The following is a 22,161-nucleotide window of genomic DNA, read 5'->3' as shown; positions in this document are numbered from 1 at the left end:
TTCTCGGTGAAGCGCTTCGCGAACGACGTTCGAGATTTCGGGCAGGGTGGGGCGGTTCGGAGGGGATGGGCCGCGGCGGACCGGCGGCGCCGGGAGCGGGGTTCTCAGCCCGCGTACGGATCGGGGGTGGTGCCCGGACGCGCCAGGAACGCGAAGTCGCAGCCGGTGTCGGCCTGGGAGATCTGCTCCATGTAGAGCGCGCCGTAGCCGCGCTCGTACCGGGCCGGCGGCGGTGTCCACGCGGCTCGGCGGACGTCCAGCTCCTCGTCCGTGACATGCAGGTGGAGGGAGCGTGCGGCGACGTCGAGAGTGATCGTATCGCCCGTACGGACCAGGGCAAGGGGTCCGCCGACATGGGACTCGGGTGCCACGTGCAGCACACACGCCCCATAGCTCGTCCCGCTCATCCGGGCGTCGGAGATCCGCACCATGTCCCGCACCCCCTGTTCGAGCAGATACCGGGGGATGGGCAGCATGCCGTACTCCGGCATCCCCGGCCCGCCCTTCGGTCCCGCCCCGCGCAGCACCAGCACGTGCTCGGGGGTGATGCCGAGCGCCGGGTCGTCGATGGTCCGCTGCATCGACCGGTAGTCGTCGAAGACGACCGCAGGACCGGTGTGCTTGAGCAACCGCGGCTCGGCCGCGATGTGCTTGATGACGGCGCCGTCGGGACAGAGGTTGCCCCGCAGCACCGCGACCCCGCCCTCGGCGGCCAGCGGCCTCGAACGGTCCCGGATCACCTCCTCGTCGTGCACGAGCGCCCCGTCGAGCTGCTCCCGCAGCGTCGTGTGCGAGACCGTCGGGCGATCCAGGTGCAGGACGTCGGTGAGCCGGGAGAGGAAACCCGGCATCCCGCCCGCGAAGTGGAAGTCCTCCATCAGGAACTGACCGCCCGGCCGCAGGTTCGCGAGCACCGGCACCGTACGCGCGATCCGGTCGAAGTCGTCGAGCGTCAGCTTCACTCCCGAGCGCCCCGCCATCGCGATCAGATGGATCACCGCGTTGGTCGAGCCGCCGAGCGCCAGGACGGCGGCGACCGCGTCCTCGTACGCCTCCCGCGTCAGGATCCGCGACAACCGCAGGTCCTGCCGTACGAGTTCCACGATCCGCAGCCCCGAGGCGGCCGCCATCCGGTCGTGCCCCGAGTCGACGGCAGGCACCGAGGAGGCGCCCGGCACGGTCACGCCGAGCGTCTCGGCGGCGGCGGTCAGCGTGGACGCCGTCCCCATCGTCATGCAGTGACCGGGGGAGCGGGCGAGACCGCTCTCCAGCTCCGCCATCTCGCAGTCGCCGATCCGGCCGGCCCGCTTCTCGTCCCAGTACTTCCACATGTCCGTACCGGAGCCGAGCGTCTCGCCCCGCCAGTGCCCCGGCAGCATCGGCCCCGCCGGAACGAACACGGTCGGCAGATCGACCGAGGCCGCACCCATGAGGAGCGCCGGGGTCGTCTTGTCGCAGCCGCCCATCAGCACCGCCCCGTCCACCGGGTACGAGCGCAGCAGCTCCTCCGTCTCCAGGGCGAGGAGGTTGCGGTAGAGCATCGGGGTCGGCTTCTGGAAGGTCTCCGAGAGGGTGGAGACCGGGAACTCCAGCGGGAAGCCGCCGGCCTGCCACACCCCGCGCTTCACGGCCTGCGCGCGGTCGCGGAGGTGGACGTGGCAGGGGTTGATGTCGGACCAGGTGTTGAGGATCGCGATGACCGGCTTCCCGAGGTGCTCCTCGGGCAGATAGCCGAGCTGGCGGGTGCGGGCCCGGTGGCTGAAGGAGCGCAGGCCGTCCGTGCCGTACCACTGGTGGCTGCGCAGGTCCTCGGGGCGCCGGCCCCCATCGGCGGGGCGCCCGTCCGCGGACCCGCCTGCGTCGGCGGCCCGCTCGCCCGCGTCGACGGGCCCTTCGCCGCTCATATCGACCACCCGGCCACGATCGTGGCGACCTCGGCGCGCTCGCTCCCGGGGAGTTCACGGCTCGGCGGGCGGACCGCACGACGGCAGAGGCCGAGGGAGGCGAGGGCCTCCTTGACCACGGTCACGTTGTCGGCGCTGCCGTTGGCCGCGCGCAGTTCCTCGAAGCGGCGGATCCGCTCCCAGACCTTCATCGCGGTCGGGTAGTCGCCGGCCCGCAGCGCGTCCAGCATCTCCAGGGAGAGCGCGGGGGAGACGTTGACCAGCCCGGAGGTGAATCCGGTGGCGCCGCTCGCGAAGTAGGCGGGGGCGTACGGCTCGGCCAGGCCGGCCACCCAGACGAAGCGGTCGAGGCCGGCGTCCCGGGCGAAGCCGGCGAACCGGGCCGCGTCGGGGACCGCGTACTTCACCCCCACGACATTGGGGCAGTCGGCGCCGAGCTCGGCGAGCCGGGCTCCGCCGATCAGCGGGTTGCGGATGTAGGGGACGACCCCGAGCTCCGGGACGGACTGGGCGATGGCCCGGTGGTAGTCGACCCAGCCGCTCTCGGAGACGTACGGGTGGACCGGCTGGTGGACCATCACCATGTGGGCGCCCGCGGCGCGGGCGTGCCGGGCGGCCTCGACCGCCGTCGGCACGTCGTGGCCGACGCCGACGAGGATCGCGGCACGGTCGCCGGCCTCGTCGACGGTGATCTCGGTGAGGGAGCGGCGCTCCTCGGGGGTGAGGGCGTAGAACTCGCCGGTGTTGCCGTTGGGGGTGAGGGTGCGGACGCCGCCGTCGAGGAGCCGGCGCAGCAGCGCGCGGTGGGTGACGGTGTCCACGGAGCCGTCCTCGGCGAACGGGGTGACCGGGATGGCCACGACGTCGGCGAGGGCGGCCCTCATCGTCTCGAATTCCATGCTCACTCGCTGTTCAGGGGGGACTGGTTCTCGGGGTACTGGGGGAAGGCGCGCTCGACGAAGGACGCGATGTGGTCGTGGACCGCGCGGCCCACCCCGCCGACGTCGCCGGCGGCCGCGAGCCGCAGGATCTCCTCGTGCTCGGCGGCCTCCCGCTCCCAGGAGGGGATGGCCGCCCAGGCGACGGTGGAGACCAGGGCGGCCTGGTCGCGGACCTCGTCGAGCATCCGGCCGAGCAGCGGGTTGCCGCAGGGCAGGTAGAGCGCCCGGTGGAACGCGCGGTTGGCCAGGGACCGTTCGGCCGGGTCCTCGGCCCCGGCGGCCCGGCGCAGGGCCTCGCGCGCCTCGTCGAGCGGGGCGCCGGACGCCACGGCGCGCCGGACCGCCTCCGGTTCCAGGAGGAGGCGTACGTCATAGACGGCGCGGGCCATGTCCGCGTCGACCATCCGGACCGTGACGCCCTTGTACTGGCTCATCACCACGAGCCCGCTGCCCGCGAGGGTCTTGAGCGCCTCGCGGACCGGGGTCTTCGACACCCCGAAACGCGCGGCGAGTTCGGTCTCCACGAGCGCCTGCCCGGGTCTGAGTCCCCCGGTGAGGATGTCGTGCTTGATCGCTTCCAGGACGTACTGGGTGCGGGAGGGGATGGGACTGGGGGCGAAGGCCATGGCGCACTCTCAGATCTCATGTATCGCGTCTCATATATGACGTACGAAGTGCAACGGGCATGAAGCTATGGGGGCGTTCGTGTTTCGTCAATGCTTCGCGCAAGCGGTTTCTACGGAGGGCACGCGGGCCGACGCGTGCGTGATCCGGCGGCGATCACCCGGCCGAGGGGGGTGGCTCGCGGTTTTGTTTCCGGGATGACTGTCGAGGGCTCGGTGACCCGTACGGCGGAGGGCCCCCGGCCCACGGTGACCGGGACGGAACTTCCGCACGAGGTACGGGCCCTGGGGCCGGGCCGCCTCGACGGGCGACGCCCGGACATGGCCACGTAGGGTCGTGGCCATGACGACGAATCCGCCGGTACGCGACCCGGAGCAGCGCAAGAAGGACGTCCTCGCCCGCCTGGAGGAGGAGGTGGACATCTGGGTGGCCTCGGCGAGCGACGAGGGGACGCCGTACCTCGTTCCGCTGGCCTTCCACTGGGACGGCACGGACGTCTGGCTGTGCACCCGGTTCACCAACCCCACCGGCCGCAACCTCGCCGCCGGCGGACGGACCCGGCTGGCGCTCGGGCACACCCGGGACGTCGTCCTCCTCGACGGCGAGGTGACGACCCTCGCCGTCGGCGACGTACCGACGGAGGCGATCGAGGGCTTCGCCGCCAAGTGCGGCTGGGACCCCCGGAACTCGGGCCCCGCGTACGGCTGGTTCCGGGTCCGCCCCACTGCCGTGGAGGCCTGGCTGGAGGAGCCCGAACTGGCTGGTCGCCACCTGATGCGGGACGGCGCCTGGGCGGTCTGAGCCGCCCCCCGAGCACGACGGGAGTCCGGCACCGAAGGATGCGGTACCGGACTCCCGGATCGGGTCCGTCGGTCCCTCGGCAGCCCGGCGCGCCGGAGGGGCGAGGGGCGGGGCGGCCCGAGTTCATGTTCGCCGCCGCGTCGTTGTTCGCCGTGGTCAGCGGTAGTCGTCCGGGTGGCCCTGCATCCACGTGTTGATGAAGTCGCGGGTGCCGACGAGCAGTTGCTCGTGCTTCTTCAGGTTCTCGTAGGAACTGTCGCCGGCCAGCGTCTTGTTGAGCTCGGCGATCTTCTGGATCGGCTCGGGGAAGTGTCCGGGCCCCTTGGGGTCGGCCTTCATCGCCCCGTCCAGCTCCTGGAGTTCCTTGTGAACGCGGCCGAGGAAGTAGGCGCAGTCCGTCGCGCAGGAGTCGTTGAGTGTGGCCTGGAGGGTGGCGAAGGCGTCGCGGACCTTCTCGCCGGAGGACGGCGCCGGCGAGCCGGTCGATGCCGATGCCGTTGCCGCCGTGCCGGGGCCCGCCGCCGGGCGGTCGGGCTCCGGCGTCGTGACGCAGGAGACGGCGAGCGCGGCGAGCGCCGCCGCGAGCAGGGCGACGCGGCGTACGGATGACGTGCTGGTCATGTGGGCCCCCAGGTAGATGATCACGCGAGCCTACCCGGGGGGCTTCGCGCTTCCCGGCCCCTCAGCCGGAGAAGGCGATGTGCGCGAGGCGCAGGGGCCCGCGCAGTTCGACGCGGAAGTCCGTCACGTCCCGGACGTGACAGGGCGCCCCCACGGTGGTGTGGTCGTTCGGGCACCCCGGCGGCGCCGATTGTCCGTGGGCTCCACCGTCACGCGGGCCGGCTCCGCCGTCCCCGTACCGGCGAAGAACGTCACCTCGCCCGCCCCCGCCCCCGCGGCCGTCACGGCCAGTTCCGTGACGCGGTCGCCGAAGTCGCAGGCCCGGTAGAGGAGCGTGTCGGGCACGTCCGGACCGGCCGGGGTCACCGCGTCGCCGAAGACCCGGGAGCGGTCGACGATCACGGTCGCGGTCTGCTCGTCGTGGTCGACGGCCTCCAGACCCGTCTCCAGGACCGGACGCGGCCCGGGTGCCGTACCCGCCACCTCGACGCGGACCGTGCGGCGGACGTCCGTGCTGGACGCGCCCGGCGCGAGTCCCACCCGCTCGTGGGCGACGAGCTCGCGGTGCGGAACCGGCACGGAGAGCGCCACCGCCCTCGCGTACACCTGGACGACCTCGTCGGAGGCGACGGCGCCGGTGTTCGTGACCGTGCAGGAGATCCGTACCGTCTCCCCGTTCGATCACCACCACCGTGAAGAGTTCGGCGGATTCCCGATCGGCGGCAACCTTCACGCCGTCGGCGGCGACAGAGACGTTGCCAGCCGTACCGAGGTGCAGAAGGAGGTGCCCGTCCCCGTGGGCTTCGAACCGGAAGGTCTCCTGGACGACCCAGCCGCCGGGTTCGTCCGCCGAGGCGCGGACGAACCCGTCCTCGGCGACCGAGAGGTAGCGGCCGTCGGGGGCGCGCAGCGTCAGCACCCCGTCGCCCCAGTCGACCAGGGCGAGTTCCGAGCCCTCGGAGTCGGCGGTGAGCGGCGGGAGGTCGGTGCGGCCCGCGAGCAGCGCCGGGTCGAGCGCACCCGTCGTACCCCGTACCTCGTCGGCCGCGCCGCTCTCCGGCACCCGCAGCGCGGCGCCGGACGCCGCCCTCAGCCGTATCCGGTCCACGCCCTCGGCGAGGTGGTTCGGCCGGCCGTTGACGAGGTTGTACGCGGGCATCACCCCGGCCACCGCGCCCGCCTCGACGGGTCCGCGGAAGGCCCGCAGGTCGTACTCGTGCAGCACTCGCGGGCGTACCGACGCGGTGGAAGTGTCTCTGGCCGTCTCGTTGTTGTGCGCCGGCCAGTGCTTGAGGACGGGCGCCGTGCGCCGGTACACGGGATGGTCGCCGCGCAGGCCCCGGGTGTACGCGATGGCGATCGCGGCGGTCAGCGCCGGGTCCTCCGCGTACCCTTCCTCGCCGCGTCCCCACAGCGGGTTGCGCAGCAGATTCACCGTGGGCGCCCACACGTTGAGCCCGACCCGGTCGTCCTCTGGTCCGAGGAGATCACCGCCGCCCCAGGGGCCGAGACCGAGGGGGCGCTGAAGCTGGAGCGGTACGGGGTGGCGGTCCTGGAGGTGTCCGGGGCCGCGGCCCCGGAACCATGGGGCGCGGAGGGCGCGGAGCGCCCGGAGGAGTGCGCGCCGGGGCCCCACCCCGTGCCGGGGCCCCTCCCCATGCCAGGGCCCCTCCCCGTGGCGGGGGAGCGCCCGTGATGCACGGCACCTGGGAGCCCGCGCCCGCCGCCCGCTGGGAGGACGCCTTCCTCGCCGGGAACGGCAGGCACGGCGCCCTGGTCTTCGGCGACCCCGAGGACGACCGGGTGATCGTCACCCACCACACCCTCGTACGGCCGAACAACCCGCCCGCCGACACCGCGCCGCCCGAGCTCGCCGCAGCGCTCCCCGCCCTCCAGGACGCCCTGCTCGCCGGGGACACCACGGCCGCCGAACGGTTCACGGACGGGCGCCCGCTGCGCTGGGTCCAGCCGTTCCACCCCGGCTTCCGGACCCGGGTGCGGAGACGGACGAGCGGCACCCCCGCCCTCCCCGCCCACCGGGCCGTGGACTTCACCACCGGAGTGGTCACCGGGGAGTGCGGGGAGCGCCGCAGCGAGGTCTTCGTCTCCCGCGCCGACGACGTCCTCGTCCAGTACGTGACCACGCCCGGTCCTGTGGTGGACATCGACCTCGACCACCGGTTGCCCGGCGTCCCCGCCGAGCTCGGCGCGGGCCGGGGCGTCGCCACCGTGCGCCGGGAGACCGTCCTCACCCTGCGGGCCCGCTACCCGGACAGCCCGCTCGGCTACACCGGCATCACCCTCCTGCTCACCGACACCGGACGCACCACGGTCACCGCCGGCGGCGTCCGCGTCGAGGGGGCGGGGCGGCTGCTCCTCCTCACCCGGGTGCGGCGCCACGAGGGAGACCTCGACACGGCCCGGGAGGCCGACGACCTGCGGGCACTGGCCACCGGCGACGACCTCGCCGCCCTCCGCGCCCGACTGCTCGCCCGCCACACCGCCCTGCACGGCGCCGCCTACCGGCGCGTCTCGCTCGACCTCGGTGCGGACGAGGCCGAGCGGGCCCTCCCCGGCTCCGTCCTCCTGGGCCGTCCCCACAGCCCGGCTCTCCTCGAACGCCTCTTCGCGGCAGGCCGCCACCACCTGCTCTCCTCCTCCGGTTCGCATCCGCCGCGGCTCACCGGGCTCTGGACCGGGGACTGGAACACGGCCTGGTCCGGGGCGTTCACCACCAACGCCAACCTCAACCTCCAGACCGCCTCCGCCGCTGCGGCCGACCTGCCGGAGGTGACGACAGCTCATGCCGACCTCCTCCACGGCCAGTTGTCCGACTGGAGGGACAACGCCCGAGCGATCTTCGGAGCCCGGGGGATCGTCGCCCCCTCCCACACCGACGGCGCCTCCGGGCACACGTACCACTTCAGCCGTGAGTACCCCCTCCATCTGTGGACGGCGGGCGCCGACTGGCTCCTGAAGCCGCTGCTCGACCACGAGGAGGCGAGCGGGCGGCGCGATCCGAGGACCTCGACCCTCCTCGCCGAACTCGCCCTCTTCTACGAGGACTTCCTCACCCGGACCGGACCCGACGGCCGTATCGTCGTCGTCCCCTCGTACTCCCCGGAGAACCGGCCTCGCGGAGGGAGCTGGGGCGCGGTCGACGCCACCATGGACATCGCCGCCGCCCGGCACGCCCTGCGCGCCGCGGCCGACCGCGCGCCCCGCGCGGACGCCGCCCGGCTGCGTGCGCTCGCCGACCGCCTCCCGCCCTACCGGGTCAACGATGAGGGCGCGCTCGCCGAGTGGGCCCGGCCGGGGCTCGGCGACCGCTACGACCACCGACACCTCAGCCACCTCTACCCCGTCTGGCCGCTGGACGAGATCAACCCCTACGACACCCCCGAGCTCGCGGCGGCGGCCGGGCGCGCCCTCGAACTCCGCGGCAGCGAGAACGACTCGGCCCACGGGCACCTCCATCACGGCCTGGTGGCCGCCCGGTTGGGCGACGCGACCCGCACCGAGGACGCCCTGGCGCGCGTGCTCACCGGCGACTACTTCCACGACTCCCTGATGAGCGCGCACTACCCGGCCCGCGACGTCTACAACGCCGATGCCGCCCACACCCTGCCCGCGCTCCTCGTCGAGTCCCTCGTGCAGTCCACGCCCGAGCGGCTCGTACTGCTGCCCGCACCACCCGCCCGCTGCCCGTGCGGCCGGCTCCACGGCGTACGGACCCGGTTCGGCGCCCGCGTCGACCTGACGTGGTCGCCGGGGGCGTACCGGGCGGTCCTCCGCCCGGACCGGGACGCCGAGATCGACGTACGGACCCCGGCCGGGGCGACCCGGCTCACCCTGCGCGCGGGCGAGGAGCGCGTCGTCAGTTCCTGAACCCGGCCGTGGGCTGACGGGGACCCGAGCTGTCCCGTACGGTCAGCGCCGGAGTCAGGAGTTCGACTGCGGCCGTGTCCGCCCCCTCCCGCCGGGCGAGCCCCGCGACGAGCCGTTCCACCGCCCTGCGGCCCAGCTCCTGCGCGGGGATCGCCACCGAGCTGAGCGGCACCGAGGCCTGGGCGGCGATCTGGTCGGCGCAGACCGCGACCACCGACACGTCCTCGGGCACGGCTCGGCCGGTCCGCCGCAGCAGCGCGAGCAGCGGCTCGACCGCCGTCTCGTTCTGCACGACGAACGCGCTGACCCCGGGCCGCTCGTCGAAGATCCGGGCGAGCACACCCGCCACGGCGTCATGACCGCCCTCGCACGGCCGGTGCAGCAGCCGGACCCCGCGCTCGGCAGCCCGGTCGCGCAGCCCGCGCAGGGTGCGCTCGGCGAAGCCCGTACGGCGCGCGTAGACACCGGGCGACTCGCCGATGACCGCGATCTCCCGGTGCCCGAGGTCGGCCAGGTGTTCCACGCACAGCGCCCCGGCCGCCGCGAAGTCCAGGTCGACGCAGCTCAGCCCCGCGGGGTCGGACGGCAGCCCGACCAGGACGGCCGGCGGGCCCGCCGGCCGCAGCACCGGCAGCCGCTCGTCGTCCAGCTGGACGTCCATCAGGATGACCGCCTCGGCGAGCCCGCTGCCGGTCACGCGGCGGAGCGCCGAGGGGCCCTCCTCGCCGGTGAGGAGCAGTACGTCGTAGCCATGGGCGCGGGCGGCGGTGGCGACGGCGACCGCGATCTCCAGCATCACCGGCACGTACATGTCGGTGCGCAGCGGGACCATCAGGGCGATGATCCGCGAACGGCTGCTGGCGAGCGCGCGGGCGCCCGCGTGGGGCTGGTACCCGAGCTGTTCGACACTGGCCCGCACCCGCCGCCGCGTGGGGTCCGAGATGGGGCGCTTGCCGCTGAGGACGTAGCTCACCGTGCTGGCCGACACTCCGGCGTGCCGGGCGACCTCGGCAAGCGTGACCATCCGTTCTCCCCGCGGGCCGTGACTGAGGTGAGGCGATGCGAATCGCTTCGACGATTCCACTCGAACGATCGCTTCGACGGCTCAGCGAGACCGTAACGCGGGTGTGTTGACGTGTCCAGAGAAGTGGGACAAGAAGATCGAAGCGCTTCGACGAACACGAAACGACGAGTCGGTGAACGGGCAGAGTTCCTCAGGGACGGAGGAGGACCTTGCCCGTGTCCGAGGCGCCGCCGCCCACCAGGGCGAGCGCCTCGCCGAACCGCTCTAGGGGGAACTCGTGGGTGATGAGCGGCGCCGGGTCGAGCAGGCCGAGCGCGAGGGCGTGGACGGCATCGGCCCAGGCGGCGGAGGACGCGCCGAAGACGCTGCGGATCTCCAGCTGGCTGACGGACAGGTGGACCGGGTCGATCCCGGCGGCGCCCGCCGTGAACATGCCGGTGAGGACGACCCGGCCGCCCCGGCGGGCCAGCAGACAGGAGGAGGCGGCCGTGGTGGGCGCCCCGGCGGTCTCGACGACGAGGTCGAAGCGCCCGGTCTCGCCGTCCGCGTCGGCCGGGGCGAGGGCCCGGCTCGCGCCGAATGTCAGGGCCTCGGCCGCCCGGTCCGTACGGGGGTCCAGGACGGCCAGTTCGGCGGGGGAGGACGCGGCGAGCCACTGGGCGGCGAGCAGGCCGAGCGTTCCGGCACCGACCACCGCGATCCGCTCCCCCGGGCGCGGCCGGCCCGCCCCTACCGCGGCGGCCACGACGGCGGCGGGTTCGAGCAGGGCGGCGGCCCGGAGGTCCACATCGTCAGGCAACGGGTGGAGGAGCCGGGCGGGGACGAGGAGGTGGTCGGCGAAGGCACCCGGCTCGGTGAAGCCGGTCTCGGCGTATCCGGCGGTGCAGAGGCTGCTCTCCCCGTACCGGCAGCGTTCGCAGCGGCCGCAGGACCGGAAGCCCTCGGCGACACAGGGGCGGCCCAGGAGTGCGGGATCGACTCCGGTGCCGACGGCGTCCACCGTGCCGGACCACTCGTGACCGGGGACGATCGGGTAGCGGACGTAACCGGGGGCGCGGCGGCCCTCGTACACCTCGCGGTCACTCATACAGATCCCCGCGGCGGCGACCCGCACGCGGACCTCGCCGGGGCCGGGGACGGGGACCTCCCGCTCGATCAGCCGGTGCACGCCGGGCCGTTCGACGAGAACGGCGCGACTCACGGCCGCGGAGGAGGCGTGGTTCACTTCGGCTGCCTCTTCTCCCAGCCCTCTGCCCACAGGTCGAACCGGGCGCGCTGCTGCGGGAACGCGGCTGCGGCCTCCGCGTCGAACTCCACCCCGAGACCCGGCTCGTGGGAGACCGTGAAGCAACCGGTCTCGGGGTCGACCTCGGGCGCGCCGCGCACGATCTTCTTGATCTCCGCGTCCGCGAAGTCGTTGAAGTGCTCCAGGACCTTGAAGTTCGGTGTGCAGGCGGCGAGTTGGAGCGAGGCCGCGGTGAGCACCGAACCGCCGACGTTGTGCGGGGCGACGAGCACGTAGTGGGTCTCGGCGGTGGCGGCGAGCTTCCTGGCCTCCAGGATGCCGCCGATGTGACCGACGTCGGGCTGCACGATGTCGGCGGCCTGCGACTCGAAGAGTTCCCTGAACTCGATGCGGTCGTGGATCCGTTCACCGGTCGCGATCGGCAGGTCCACCTTCTCGGCGACCTTCGACAGGGCCTTGAGGTTCTCCGGCGGCACCGGCTCCTCCAGCCACGCGGGCCGGAACGGGGCGAGCTCGCGGGCGAGCCGGACCGCGGTCGAGGGGGAGAAGCGGCCGTGCATCTCCACCATCAGCTCGGTGTCCGGACCGACAGCGTCTCGTACCGCCTCGATCAGCGCGACGGCCTCCCGCGAACGCTCGGCGTCCAGCTCGTAGTGACCGGTCCCGAACGGGTCGATCTTCAGCGCCCGGTAGCCGCGCGCCACGACCTCGCGCGCCGCCGCGTGATAGGCCTCCGGGGTGCGCTCGGTGGTGTACCAGCCGTTCGCGTACGCCTTCACCCGGTCGGTCACCTTCCCGCCCAGCAGCTGCCAGACGGGCACGCCGAGGGCCTTGCCCTTGATGTCCCAGCAGGCCATCTCCACGACCGCGATGCCGGACATGACGATCTCGCCGGCCCGCCCGAAGTCCCCGTACTTCATGCGCCGTACGAGATCCTCGACGGCGAACGGGTCGGAACCGGCGATGTGGTTCTGCTCGGCCTCACGGAGGTAGCCGACGAGCGCGTCGGTGTGCCCGAGCATCCGGGTCTCGCCGACACCGGTCAGCCCCTCGTCGGTGTGGACGAGCACATAGGTGAGATTGCGCCAGGGCGTGCCGACGACGTGTGTGGTGATTCCCGTGATGCGCATGGTGGTTGCTCCCCGGGGACGCGGACGTGGAGTGAGACGTGATGTGCGGGATGTGCGGGATACTTGTTCGTTCGACATGCCGAATCGCGTTCGATGGATCGGCGTGACCGTAGGCAGCGGCCCGCCGGGGTGTCAACGGGCGCGCGGCCACCCGCCCCGCCCGTGGCGGGATCCCCGACGGACCGTTGCCCACCGTGGAGCGCGCCGCTAGTCTCTGTTCGCGATTTCGGTCGTGGCACGGTATATCGAACGGACAGAGGCGAGGTGGGGGACCCATGGGACGACTCGTTCCGGCGGTGACCAGGGCATTCGACGTACTGGAGCTCTTCCTGGAGGGCGACGGCACCCTGTCCGCCCCCGAGATCACCCGGAGACTCCAGCTGCCGCGCACGACCACGCACGAGCTGGTCACCACCCTGACCGCCCGCAACTACCTCGTACCGGTGCCGGAACAGCCCGGCCGCTACCGGCTCGGCGTCCGCACGTACCAGCTCGGCAGCCGGTACGCCGAGCAGCTCGACCTCGCGGCCGAGGGCCACCAGGTCGCGCGCGAGGTCGCCGACACGTGCGGCGAGACGGTCCACGTGGCCGTCCTGGAGGACATGGACGTCATCTACATCGCGAAGGTCGACTCGACCCACGCGGTACGGATGGTCTCCGCCGCCGGACGCCGCCTGCCCGCCCACTGCACGGCCGTCGGCAAGATGCTGCTCGCGACCCTCCCGGAGGCCGAGCTCGACGAACGCCTCGACGGGTACGACCTGGCAGGCATGACGCCCCGCAGCATCACCGACCCGGACGCGCTGCGCGCCGCGCTCGCCGAGATCCGGATCCTCGGCGTCGCGGGCGAACAACAGGAGTCCAACCCCGACGTGAGCTGCGTCGCCGCGCCCGTACGGGACCGCACCGGCCGGGTCGTCGCGGCGCTGTCCGTCTCGGTACCGGTGCACCGCTGGAGCGAGGACCGCGAGAACGAACTCACGGCGCTGGCCGTGAAGGGCGCGAGCCGGCTGGCGGAGCGGCTGGGGTACCGGGCCGCACGCTGAACCCCGGATCGCCACACCGGTGTCAGGCCTTTGCCACGCCGCTTCAGGCCTTTGCCACGCCGCTTCAGGACTCCGCCATGTCGGCTTCAGAGCTCGCCCCGGCTTCAGGACTCCGCACCGGAGGGCCCGGAGCGTCCGCCCTCCCGTCGTTCCCGGGGCTGGCGCATCCGGCTGACCGGGCCGAAGACCTCCCGGTCGTCGAGGAAGCCCTCCAGTGCGAAGGCGGCCGCCCCCCGGGTGACCGCGTTGTGCGGTACCGCGCTGCGCCGCAGCGCCGCCGCCCGGTGCGGCAGGGCCAGCGCGTGCCGGGTGACGGCCTCGTACGTGGCGGTCAGCAGGCGCTCTCCCAGCAGGTCGACGACCTGGTTGCCGAGGATGAGGGCCCGGGGGTTGAGCAGATTGACCAGATTGGCCACCGCCGCCCCCAGATAGCGCCCGGTGCGGTCGATGGCCTCCATGGCCGCCGGGTCGCGCTCCGCCGCCGCGCGCGCGAGAGCGGCGACCGTGGCGGCGTCGTCCGGCCCGGCCGCCCGCTCGTCACCGGGGGCGAGCTCGCGCCAGGTCCGGGCGATGCCCCGGGTGCTGACGTACGCCTCCACGCAACCCCGGTTGCCGCAGGTGCAGAGCCGGCCGTCGATCGCGAGACAGGTGTGACCCCATTCGCCGGCGCTGTTGGTGAATCCCCGGTAGAGCTGTCCGTCGATCGCGATCCCCGCGCCCACACCGGCCCGCAGGGTCAGGACGACGAGGTCGTCCACCTCCCGGCCCGCGCCGAACCACAACTCGGCGACGGTGCTGGCCCGCAGGGGGTTGTCGAGCCGGAGGGGCAGCCCGAGGCGTTCGTCGAGCAGGGCGCGGAGCGGTACCTCGTGCCAGGACCAGTAGGGGGAGAAGGAGGAGACTCCGCCCTCGCGTTCCACCATGCCGGGCACACTGACGCCGGCCCCGAGCACGCGCGCGCGGGACACCCCGGAGACCCGCAGCAACTCCTCGACGCAGGCGGCGAGCTCTTCGACCACGTCGGTGGGCCGGACGTCCCCCGGGGGAAGAGGCCGCTCGACGGAGTGGCGGACTTCCAGGGCGAGGTCGAAGAGCTCGGCGTGGACCGAGGTCTCCGCGATGTCGACGCCGATCAGCGCGCCCCGGTCGGCGTTGACAGCGAGCCGAGCGCGGGGCCGGCCACCGCTGGAGCCCTCGTGCCCCGCCTCGACGAGGACGCCGGCCTCCAGGAGCTCGGAGGTCAGATTGGCGACGGTGGCGAAGGAGAGGCCGGTTGCGGCGGCGAGGTCCTGACGGCTCATCGCACCGGCCCCCGCGTAGAAGCGTCGCAGGACCTCGAAGCGGTTGAGACGGCGAATGTCCTGGGACGTCCGCTTGATCATGTGTGCTGTCCTCCGCTCGCAGGGCCCGTGCGTGGGTACGGCGACCCGTGCCCGGCATCTTATTCAAAGGGTTGGAAGAAGCGTGGGGCGGGATATTTACAACCGTTAGACGAACCCGTAGTTTTTCTTGTGTCGCGCCACTGGCACAACACCGAGGAGGCCAGATGCAGCACTTCAGGGCCCAGCCCTGTTCCCCCCTGCCCGGACGCCTGACGGAAGGGCCCGTCTGGGACGCCCGGCGCCAGGAACTGCTCTGGGTGGACATACCCGACGGCCTCGTCCATAGGGCCGCCCTGACGCACGAGGACGCGAAGCCGGACCTGATCGCCGTATCGACGCTCCGATTCGACCGTCCGGTCGGCGCGGTCCAGCCCTGCGCCTCGGGCGCCCTCCTCGCGGCAGCGGGCACGTCCGTCCTCCGGCTGGAGGCGGACCGACCGGTCGCGGAGGCCGTCGAAGTCGCCGCGCCGGTACTGCCCGAGGACGGCCTGCCACGCCGCATGAACGACGCCGCCGTGGACCCGGCGGGGCGGCTCCTCGCCGGAACGATGGCGTACGACGAGAGCCCCGGCGCGGGCGTGCTCTACCGCCTCGACGGCGACGGCCTCACCACACTCCTGGAATCGGTCACCATCTCGAACGGCCTGGGCTGGAGCCCCGACGGCACCCTCCTCTACTACGCGGACAGCCCGACCGGCCGGGTCGACGTCTTCGCGTACGACGTGGCTACGGGCACCCTGAGCGACCGCAGGCCGTTCGCGGTCCTCGACCGAGGGGTGCCGGACGGGCTCACGGTGGACGCCGAGGGGCGGGTGTGGGTGGCGGTGTGGGGCGGCGGCGAAGTCCTCGCCTTCACCCCGGAGGGCGCCCTCCACGCGCGCGTGGAGGTGCCCGCCTCCCATGTGACGAGCTGCGCCTTCGCCGGACCGGACCTCGACGTCCTGGTCATCACGACGGCGACGGAGGGCCTGCCGGAGGCCCGCCGCCGGGCGGAACCGGACGCGGGGCGGCTGTTCGTCTGCCGCCCGGGTGCGAGAGGCCTGCCGAGCGTGCCGTACGCCGACCGCTGAGGCCGGGGAGGCGGTAGGGCCGTCATCGGAAGCCGGGCGCTGTGCCGCGATGGGGGCATGCCGCGCGCGGCGACGTGGGGCCGTGGCTCCACGCGCGCGTGGAGCGGGGGGCGTCGGGCCGCCGGGCCGCCGGTTCCGCGCACGCGCGGCGGAGTACGGAGGACGATGTCGGGCCGTCGGCTCTGCGCACGCGGGGCGGAGCACGCAGGACAACATCGGGCCCGTAAGGCCGCGCGGCGACGTCGGGCCGTCGGCTTCGCGTATGCGCGGCGGAGTACGGAGGACGACATCGGGCCGTAGGGCCCGTACGGCGACGTCGGGCCGTCGGCCCCGCGCATGCGCGGCGGACCACGGAGGACGACTTGGGGCTCAAGGGCCCGCGAGGCGACGTCGGGTCGTCGGTGCCGCGCTACCTGCGGTGAGCCGGGAGGGGCGTCGGGCGGTAGGGCCTGCGCACGCGCGCGGTGGCGCGCGGCCGACGGCCGGAGCCGGGCCGGCCCGCCACGCCCTGGCGGCCGGTCCCGCCGCGCCCGCGTAGCCCGCGCGAGCGCCCTGTGGGCGCCCCGGCGGCGCTGGCCCATGCCGTCCCGTCGTCTGGGGCCTTGCCGTTCCGCTGCCCTTCCGCCCTGCTGCCATTCCGTGCCGCTGTCCTTCCGTCCTGCCGTCCCTGCCGGTCGTCCTGCTGTCCCTGCCGGTCGACCGGCAAGACGACCGGCAGGAGGGCCTGATCCGCCTGCCCGCCTTCGGTCCCCTCTGCATCCGGCCGTCCCCCACCGCCCGCCCCACCAGATCCGCGCCCACCCGCGTGCGCGTCCGCCTGACGCGTCCCGCCTGGCGGGTTGTCAGCTCGCGCCCGGCGCCCGGCGCCCGACACCCCGTCGCCTGACGCCCGGCGCCCGGCGCCCGACACCCCGTCGCCTGACGCCTGACGCCTGACGCCTGACGCCCGTCGCCTGACGCCCGACACCCGGCGCCCGACACCCGACACCCGACGCCCGTCGGCCGACGCCGGCCGGTTCGCCGACGAGCGAGACCGGCGATGCTCGTCCGCTCTCCCTCGCCCACCCACGTCAGCTGTTGCTCGCCGAAGCCGAACCACACGCTCCCGATCGGCCATCGGCGCGCTGAGTCATGCCACCAGCACGCCAAGCCCCCGACCCCGTACCCACGAGAAAGCACAGGCCATGACCAATCCGCCCACCGCGACCACCCCGCCCGACGGGCTCGCCCCGACGGAGGCCGCCGTCGGCCTTCGTGCCGCCCTCGACTCCGTGCCCGTCATCGCCATCCTCCGCTCCACCTCCGCCACCCGGTTCGCCGAAGTCACCGACACCCTGCTCGCGTCCGGCATCCGCGCCGCCGAGTTCACGCTCACCACCCCCGGCGTCCTCGACGCCCTGCGCGAGTACGCAGCCGACGCCCCGCCCGGACTCGCGCTCGGCGCCGGGACCGTGACCACGCCCGCCGAGGCGCAGGCCGCCGTCGAGGCCGGGGCGACGTACCTCATCACCCCCACCATCTCCGGCGAGGTCATCGCGGAGGCGGCCCGCCTCGGCGTCCCCGTGCTCCCCGGCGCCTACACCCCCACCGAGATCCTCACCGCCTGGCGGGCCGGGGCCACGATGGTGAAGCTCTTCCCCGCCGCCACCGGCGGACCCGAGTACCTCCGCGCCGTCCGTGCCCCGCTGCCGCACATCCCCCTCGTCCCGACCGGCGGCATCGGCGTCACCGAAGCCTCCGCCTATCTGGCCGCGGGCGCCTCCGCCCTCGGCATGGGCGGTCCTCTCGTCGGCGACGCCTGTGAGGGCGGCTCCCTCACCGCCCTCGGTGAGCGCGCCGCCGTCCTGCTCGACGGAATACGCCGATGAGCGCCGCGAATCCGCCCGCCCTCGTCACCCTCGGCGAGGCCATGGCGGTGGTCGCCGCGACCCGCCCCGGACCGCTCGCCCCGGGCGCGCCCCTCCGCCTGGGCTGGGCCGGTGCCGAGGCGACCGTCGCCATCGGCGTCAGCCGGCTCGGCCACCCGGCCGCCTGGACCGGCCGGGTCGGCGAGGACGCCGCGGGCGCGATGGTCCTCGCCGGTCTCCGCGCGGAAGGCGTCGACGTCACCGCCGCCCGTACGGACCCGGCCGCGCCCACCGGTCTGATGCTCCGCGAGCGCCGCACCGCGGACCGGCTCCGCGTCAGCTACTACCGGGCCGGCCTCGCGGGCTCCCGGCTCGCCCCCGAGGACCTCGACGAGGCGCAGCTCACCGGAGCCCGGGTCCTGCATGTCACGGGAATCACCCCTGCGTTGAGCGAATCCGCGCGCGCCGCCGTGGAGCACGCGGTGGCCCTCGCCCGCGCCGCCGGGGTCACCGTCTCCTTCGACGTCAACCACCGCGAACGCCTCTGGAGCCGAGCCGAGGCCGCCGATGTCCTCGCCCGGCTCCTCCCGTGCGCGGACATCGTCTTCGCCGGACCTGAGGAGGCCGCCCTCCTCGTCGACGAGGACACGCCGGAGCGGATGGCCCGCGCCCTCACCCGGCTGGGGCCGGCCCAGGCCGTCCTCAAGCTCGGTGCCGACGGAGCCCTCGCCGTCGCCGACGGCGAACTCCACGTCCAGCCGGCCGTGCCCGTCACGGCCGTCGACCCCGTCGGCGCGGGCGACGCCTTCGTCTCCGGCTACCTCGCCGCCGTCCTCGACGGCGCCCAGGTCGCGGAGCGCCTCCGCCTGGCCGCCCTCTCCGGCGCCTTCGCCGTCTCCGTCCCGGGCGACTGGGAGGGCCTCCCGCGCCGCGCCGAACTCGGCCTCCTCGCGGCCCAGGACATCAGTCGCTGAGCCGCCGGGCATCCCCAACTCCGTACCACCACACAGGAATCCACACCTCATGAACCGTTTCTCCGGGCAGAACGCCGTGGTCACCGGCGCCGCCTCCGGCATCGGCGCGGCCAGCGCCGCCCGACTCGCCGCCGAGGGCGCCGCCGTGCTCGTCTCCGACATCGCCGACGAGGCCGGCGAGGCCGTCGCCGCCGCGATCCGCGCCGACGGCGGCCGCGCGGCCTACGTACGCTGCGACGTCTCCTCCGAGGAGGACTGGACCGCCCTCCGCGCCGAGGCACACGCCCGCTTCGGCCCCGTGGGCATCCTCCACAGCAACGCCTTCACCCACACCCCGGCCGCCGCCCACGACCTCCCCGTCGCCACCTGGGACCGGGAGATGGCCGTCAACCTGCGGTCCCTCTACCTCGCCACCCGCACCTTCCTCGACGACCTGCGCGCCGAGCGCGGCAGTCTCGTCGCCACCTCCAGCGTGCACGCCGACTTCGGCCTGCCGGGCTATCCCGCGTACGCCGCCGCCAAGGGCGGCATGTGCGCGCTCGTCCGCCAGTTCGCCGTCGAGTACGGGCCCGACGTCCGCTTCAACTCCGTGCTGCCCGGCCCGATCCTCACCGACGTCTGGAACGACGTCGACGAGGAGGGGCGCCGGCTCTCCGCCGACGCCACCGCGCTCGCCCGGCTCGGCAGGCCCGAGGAGGTCGCCGCGGCCGTCGCGTTCCTCGCCTCCGCCGACGCCGCCTACATCACCGGAACCAACCTGGTCGTCGACGGCGGCTGGACCGTGAAGAAGGACTCCAAGTGAAGATCACCTCCCTGCGTACCCACCTCGTCGCCCCGCGCTGGTGCTTCCTGCGCATCGACACCGACGAGGGCATCACCGGCTGGGGCGAGCCCGTCGTCGAGGGCCGCGCCCACACCGTCGCCGCCGCCGTCGACGAGCTCTCCGACTACCTGATCGGCCAGGACCCGATGAAGATCGAGGACCACTGGCAGGTCCTCACCAAGGGCGGCTTCTACCGCGGCGGCCCCGTCCTCTCCAGCGCGGTCGCCGGCATCGATCAGGCCCTCTGGGACATCACGGGCAAGGCCCTCGGCGTCCCCGTCTGGCAGCTGCTCGGCGGCAACGTCCGCGACCGCGCCCGCGTCTACAGCTGGATCGGCGGCGACCGTCCCGACGAGGTCGCCTCCGAGGCCCTGGCCCGGAAGAACGAGGGCTTCACCGCGATCAAGATGAACGCCTCCGCCCAGCTGCGGCTCATCGACACCCCCGCCGCCGTCCACGGGATCGTGGACCGGGTCGCCTCGATCCGGGAGGCCGTCGGCGACGAGTTCGACATCGCCATCGACTTCCACGGCCGGCTCACCGCCCCGATGGCCCGCCGGGTCCTCCCGCTCCTGGAGCCGTACCTCCCCTTCTTCGTGGAGGAGCCGGTCGTCCCCGAGATGAGCGACCACATCGGCGACATCGTCCGCTCCACCTCCGTCCCCATCGCGACCGGCGAACGCCTCTACTCCCGCTGGGACTTCAAGAAGGTGCTCGACCAGGGCATCGCGGTGGCCCAGCCGGACCTCTCGCACGCCGGCGGCATCTCGGAGGTGCGCAGGATCGCCGCGATGGCGGAGGCGTACGACGTCTCCCTCGCCCCGCACTGCCCGTTGGGCCCGATCGCCCTCGCCTCCTGCCTCCAGGTCGGTTTCGCCGCACCGAACCTGCTGATCCAGGAACAGAGCCTCGGCATCCACTACAACACCGGTTCCGACCTGCTGGACTACCTCGTCGACCCGTCGGTCTTCCGGTACGAGGACGGGCACGTGGGCCTGCCCACCGGACCCGGTCTCGGGATCGAGGTCGACGCGAAGGCCGTCGAGCGGGCCGCCGAGGTCGGCCACCGCTGGCGCAACCCGGCCTGGCGGCGCGACGACGGCTCGCTCGCCGAGTGGTAGAGGACAGACCGAAGGGGCGGGCTCCTGGGGGAGCCCGCCCCTTCACGCGTGGGTCGTCAGATCAGCGGTGGGCGAGCCAGTTCGCCGCCGGCAGCAGCTTGCTGTCGTAGTCGAACAGGGCCTGGTTCTCCCAGCCGTTGCCGGACGAGGAGTCGGTCGGGTCCCAGCCGTTGCCCGTGACGGCCGTCCAGGCCGGCTCCCAGTAGAAGACACCGAGGCCGCGGCCGTTCGGGACCGCCTCGACGACGTTCATGACGTCCCGCAGCCAGGCGGACTGGCCGGCCGCGCTCGCCGGGTAGCCGGGGACCAGCTCGCTCGACAGGTCGATGATGTTCTCGTGGCTGTCCTCGCTGTCCAGACGGAAGGGGTACGCGGTCTCGGCGACCATCACCTTCTTGCCGTAACGGGCCGAGATGTCGTCCAGGTTGGCCTGGAGCGAGGACAGGGCGCCGTGCCAGTAGCCGTAGAACGAGAACGCGATCACGTCGTAACTCACGCCCTGAGCGGTCGCGTTGTCGAACCAGGTGCGGTACAGGGCGTTGTCGCCGCCGTTCGCGAGGTGCAGCGCGATCTGGGTGTTCGACGAGACCGCCTTGGCCGCGGAGATACCGGAGTTGAGCAGACCCGCCAGCTGAGACCAGTTGCTCGTCGAGCCCTCGGGCCACAGCATCCCGGTGTTGATCTCGTTCCCGATCTGCACCATGTCGGCCGTGGTGCCCTGCGCCTTCAGGGCGTTGAGGACGTCGTACGTGTGGTTGTGGACATCGGTCTTGAGCTGCGTGTACGAGTGGCCCTGCCAGGCGGCGGGCTTGCTCTGGGCGCCCGGGTCGGCCCAGATGTCGGAGTAGTGGAAGTCCACGAGCAGCTTCATGCCCTGGGCCTTGATCCGCTGCGCGGTGGCGAGGACGCGGGCCTTGTTGTTGTAGCCGTCGGCCGGGTTCACCCACACCTTCAGACGGCCGTAGTTGGCACCCGCGTTCTTCAGGATCGCGACCGGGTCACCGGTGGTTCCGGCGCTCGTACGGTACGTGCCGCCGAGGTCCTCGCTCTTCTTGAGCGAGGAGACGTCGACGCCCTTGACCGCGAGACCGGTCGATCCCGCCGTGAACGTCAGGTCGTCGACGTTCAGCCAATTGCCCGCCTTGGCATCCGAGTTGATGCTGATGGTGCAGGCGCCTCCGGTCACCGTGACGGGGGTGACGATGCGTATCCAGCCGGACGAGGTCACCGGAAGATCGGTGCGCTGCTCGGCGGACCCGCAGTTGCGCAGGGCGAGGTAGGCGGCGTTCTGCCCGCCGCCCGAGCGCACCCAGGCGCTCAGCGTGTACGTGCCGTTGGCGAGCCCGGAGAGGTACTGGTACGTCTCGACCTTGTACGCGGACGCCGACCAGTGGCTCAGGCGGTAACCGCCGCTGCGGCCCCCGGCCTCGGTGAACGAGGCGGCGTTCTGTCCGGCGGCCGAGTAGGTCGACCAGCCGGCCGGGGTGGCGGTCCCGGTGGCGTCGCTCTCGAACCCGGCGTTGGTGAGGGTGGCCGCGGCCTCGGCCTGCTGCGCGGCGGGCAGCGGGGCGAGGAGCAGGGCGCCGAGCGCGGCGGCGACGGCCGCGGCGCGCAGCCGGATGCGGCTTCTGGTGGGGGTGAGGTGCATCGTCGAGTCCCTTCGACGGTGGCGGATGAGGAGAGTGGTGCGTTCCTGACGGGTGGTGCGGGTGGTGCGTC

At 73.3% G+C, this 22,161-nt stretch carries 18 protein-coding genes and 1 pseudogene; 9 read left to right on the top strand and 10 right to left on the bottom strand.

Translation table 11 applies throughout. The features are described from left to right. Positions 1–104 precede the first annotated feature (104 nt). From araD to N5875_RS04350, 3 genes are read right to left on the bottom strand one after another with little or no spacing between them, the layout of a single operon-like run. A complete protein-coding gene (araD, locus tag N5875_RS04360) occupies positions 105–1,904 on the bottom strand; it encodes an L-arabinonate dehydratase (protein ID WP_338491951.1) in 1,800 nt (599 codons plus the stop codon). Beyond that, on the bottom strand, positions 1,901–2,803 hold the full coding sequence (locus N5875_RS04355; RefSeq protein WP_338491949.1) for a dihydrodipicolinate synthase family protein: 903 nt from the start codon (positions 2,801–2,803) through the stop codon (positions 1,901–1,903). The genes araD and N5875_RS04355 overlap by 4 nt, the downstream gene beginning before the upstream one ends. A 2-nt stretch (positions 2,804–2,805) precedes the next feature. Continuing rightward, positions 2,806–3,471 (bottom strand): GntR family transcriptional regulator, encoded by a 666-nt coding sequence (locus N5875_RS04350; RefSeq protein ID WP_338491947.1) that lies wholly within the window; start codon positions 3,469–3,471, stop codon positions 2,806–2,808. A 195-nt stretch (positions 3,472–3,666) separates the two neighbouring features. Between N5875_RS04350 and N5875_RS04345 the strand changes: the two genes are divergently transcribed. Next, positions 3,667–3,801 carry a hypothetical protein gene (locus N5875_RS04345; protein ID WP_338491945.1) on the top strand — a complete coding sequence of 45 codons (135 nt, stop codon included), beginning with the start codon at positions 3,667–3,669 and terminating at the stop codon, positions 3,799–3,801. A gap of 10 nt (positions 3,802–3,811) precedes the next feature. Further along, positions 3,812–4,270, top strand: a complete 459-nt coding sequence (locus N5875_RS04340) for a pyridoxamine 5'-phosphate oxidase family protein (RefSeq protein ID WP_338491943.1) — start codon at positions 3,812–3,814, stop codon at positions 4,268–4,270. Between the two features lie 156 nt (positions 4,271–4,426). On the opposite strand, the gene N5875_RS04335 is transcribed toward N5875_RS04340, so the two are convergent. Further along, complete coding sequence (locus tag N5875_RS04335) at positions 4,427–4,891, bottom strand: hypothetical protein (RefSeq protein WP_338491941.1); 465 nt, start codon at positions 4,889–4,891, stop codon at positions 4,427–4,429. Positions 4,892–4,952: 61 nt separating this feature from the next. After that, positions 4,953–6,362, bottom strand: a pseudogene (locus tag N5875_RS04330) (glycoside hydrolase family 3 N-terminal domain-containing protein); the annotation flags it as partial. A gap of 224 nt (positions 6,363–6,586) precedes the next feature. Between N5875_RS04330 and N5875_RS04325 the strand changes: the two are divergent. Beyond that, entirely contained in the window at positions 6,587–8,779 is a 2,193-nt protein-coding gene (locus tag N5875_RS04325) for a glycoside hydrolase N-terminal domain-containing protein (protein ID WP_338499087.1), read from the top strand. On the opposite strand, the gene N5875_RS04320 is transcribed toward N5875_RS04325, so the two are convergent. From N5875_RS04320 to N5875_RS04310, 3 genes are all read right to left on the bottom strand, one after another. Continuing rightward, on the bottom strand, positions 8,769–9,803 hold the full coding sequence (locus tag N5875_RS04320; RefSeq protein WP_318209308.1) for a LacI family DNA-binding transcriptional regulator: 1,035 nt from the start codon (positions 9,801–9,803) through the stop codon (positions 8,769–8,771). The genes N5875_RS04325 and N5875_RS04320 overlap by 11 nt on opposite strands. 190 nt (positions 9,804–9,993) lie before the next feature. Next, a complete protein-coding gene (locus N5875_RS04315; protein WP_338491940.1) occupies positions 9,994–11,028 on the bottom strand; it encodes an alcohol dehydrogenase catalytic domain-containing protein in 1,035 nt (344 codons plus the stop codon). Continuing rightward, positions 11,025–12,179, bottom strand: coding sequence for a mandelate racemase/muconate lactonizing enzyme family protein (locus N5875_RS04310; RefSeq protein ID WP_318209306.1), 1,155 nt, complete (start codon positions 12,177–12,179; stop codon positions 11,025–11,027). Before N5875_RS04310 ends, N5875_RS04315 begins: the two co-directional genes overlap by 4 nt. Positions 12,180–12,454: 275 nt before the next feature. Between N5875_RS04310 and N5875_RS04305 the strand changes: the two genes are divergently transcribed. Beyond that, positions 12,455–13,225 carry an IclR family transcriptional regulator gene (locus tag N5875_RS04305; RefSeq protein WP_318209305.1) on the top strand — a complete coding sequence of 257 codons (771 nt, stop codon included), beginning with the start codon at positions 12,455–12,457 and terminating at the stop codon, positions 13,223–13,225. Positions 13,226–13,329: 104 nt separating this feature from the next. Here N5875_RS04305 and N5875_RS04300 read toward each other — a convergent pair whose 3' ends face one another. Further along, entirely contained in the window at positions 13,330–14,607 is a 1,278-nt protein-coding gene (locus N5875_RS04300) for an ROK family protein (protein WP_318209304.1), read from the bottom strand. Between the two features lie 164 nt (positions 14,608–14,771). Here N5875_RS04300 and N5875_RS04295 point away from each other — a divergent pair, with 164 nt between their 5' ends. The 5 genes from N5875_RS04295 (at position 14,772) to dgoD (ending at position 20,442) form a co-directional block, all read left to right on the top strand. Beyond that, positions 14,772–15,677, top strand: a complete 906-nt coding sequence (locus tag N5875_RS04295) for an SMP-30/gluconolactonase/LRE family protein (RefSeq protein ID WP_338491938.1) — start codon at positions 14,772–14,774, stop codon at positions 15,675–15,677. 1,184 nt (positions 15,678–16,861) lie between these two features. After that, entirely contained in the window at positions 16,862–17,545 is a 684-nt protein-coding gene (locus N5875_RS04290) for a bifunctional 4-hydroxy-2-oxoglutarate aldolase/2-dehydro-3-deoxy-phosphogluconate aldolase (RefSeq protein ID WP_318209302.1), read from the top strand. Then, positions 17,542–18,498 (top strand): sugar kinase, encoded by a 957-nt coding sequence (locus N5875_RS04285; RefSeq protein WP_338491936.1) that lies wholly within the window; start codon positions 17,542–17,544, stop codon positions 18,496–18,498. The genes N5875_RS04290 and N5875_RS04285 overlap by 4 nt, the downstream gene beginning before the upstream one ends. Before the next feature lie 49 nt (positions 18,499–18,547). Further along, positions 18,548–19,300, top strand: a complete 753-nt coding sequence (locus N5875_RS04280) for an SDR family oxidoreductase (protein ID WP_338491933.1) — start codon at positions 18,548–18,550, stop codon at positions 19,298–19,300. Continuing rightward, entirely contained in the window at positions 19,297–20,442 is a 1,146-nt protein-coding gene (dgoD, locus tag N5875_RS04275) for a galactonate dehydratase (RefSeq protein WP_318209299.1), read from the top strand. Before N5875_RS04280 ends, dgoD begins: the two co-directional genes overlap by 4 nt. Before the next feature lie 61 nt (positions 20,443–20,503). Here dgoD and N5875_RS04270 read toward each other — a convergent pair whose 3' ends face one another. Then, on the bottom strand, positions 20,504–22,090 hold the full coding sequence (locus N5875_RS04270; RefSeq protein WP_338499085.1) for an arabinogalactan endo-1,4-beta-galactosidase: 1,587 nt from the start codon (positions 22,088–22,090) through the stop codon (positions 20,504–20,506). Between the last annotated feature and the right edge of the window lie 71 nt (positions 22,091–22,161).

Origin of the sequence: Streptomyces sp. SJL17-4 (genome assembly GCF_036826855.1) — a bacterium.
Taxonomy (GTDB): Bacteria; Actinomycetota; Actinomycetes; order Streptomycetales; family Streptomycetaceae; genus Streptomyces.
The sequence above is the reverse complement of the archived record's forward strand: the minus strand, read 5'-3'. Positions and strand labels throughout refer to the sequence as shown.

Coding starts and splice junctions, on each gene's coding strand:
- N5875_RS04345 (WP_338491945.1), top strand. CDS start 3,667: ATGACTGTCGAGGGCTCGGTGACCCGTACGGCGGAGGGCCCCCGGCCC.
- araD (WP_338491951.1), bottom strand. CDS start 1,904: ATGAGCGGCGAAGGGCCCGTCGACGCGGGCGAGCGGGCCGCCGACGCA.
- N5875_RS04340 (WP_338491943.1), top strand. CDS start 3,812: ATGACGACGAATCCGCCGGTACGCGACCCGGAGCAGCGCAAGAAGGAC.
- N5875_RS04290 (WP_318209302.1), top strand. CDS start 16,862: ATGACCAATCCGCCCACCGCGACCACCCCGCCCGACGGGCTCGCCCCG.
- N5875_RS04355 (WP_338491949.1), bottom strand. CDS start 2,803: ATGGAATTCGAGACGATGAGGGCCGCCCTCGCCGACGTCGTGGCCATC.
- N5875_RS04320 (WP_318209308.1), bottom strand. CDS start 9,803: ATGGTCACGCTTGCCGAGGTCGCCCGGCACGCCGGAGTGTCGGCCAGC.
- N5875_RS04310 (WP_318209306.1), bottom strand. CDS start 12,179: ATGCGCATCACGGGAATCACCACACACGTCGTCGGCACGCCCTGGCGC.
- N5875_RS04335 (WP_338491941.1), bottom strand. CDS start 4,891: ATGACCAGCACGTCATCCGTACGCCGCGTCGCCCTGCTCGCGGCGGCG.
- N5875_RS04285 (WP_338491936.1), top strand. CDS start 17,542: ATGAGCGCCGCGAATCCGCCCGCCCTCGTCACCCTCGGCGAGGCCATG.
- N5875_RS04270 (WP_338499085.1), bottom strand. CDS start 22,090: ATGCACCTCACCCCCACCAGAAGCCGCATCCGGCTGCGCGCCGCGGCC.
- N5875_RS04300 (WP_318209304.1), bottom strand. CDS start 14,607: ATGATCAAGCGGACGTCCCAGGACATTCGCCGTCTCAACCGCTTCGAG.
- N5875_RS04295 (WP_338491938.1), top strand. CDS start 14,772: ATGCAGCACTTCAGGGCCCAGCCCTGTTCCCCCCTGCCCGGACGCCTG.
- N5875_RS04325 (WP_338499087.1), top strand. CDS start 6,587: ATGCACGGCACCTGGGAGCCCGCGCCCGCCGCCCGCTGGGAGGACGCC.
- N5875_RS04350 (WP_338491947.1), bottom strand. CDS start 3,471: ATGGCCTTCGCCCCCAGTCCCATCCCCTCCCGCACCCAGTACGTCCTG.
- N5875_RS04280 (WP_338491933.1), top strand. CDS start 18,548: ATGAACCGTTTCTCCGGGCAGAACGCCGTGGTCACCGGCGCCGCCTCC.
- N5875_RS04305 (WP_318209305.1), top strand. CDS start 12,455: ATGGGACGACTCGTTCCGGCGGTGACCAGGGCATTCGACGTACTGGAG.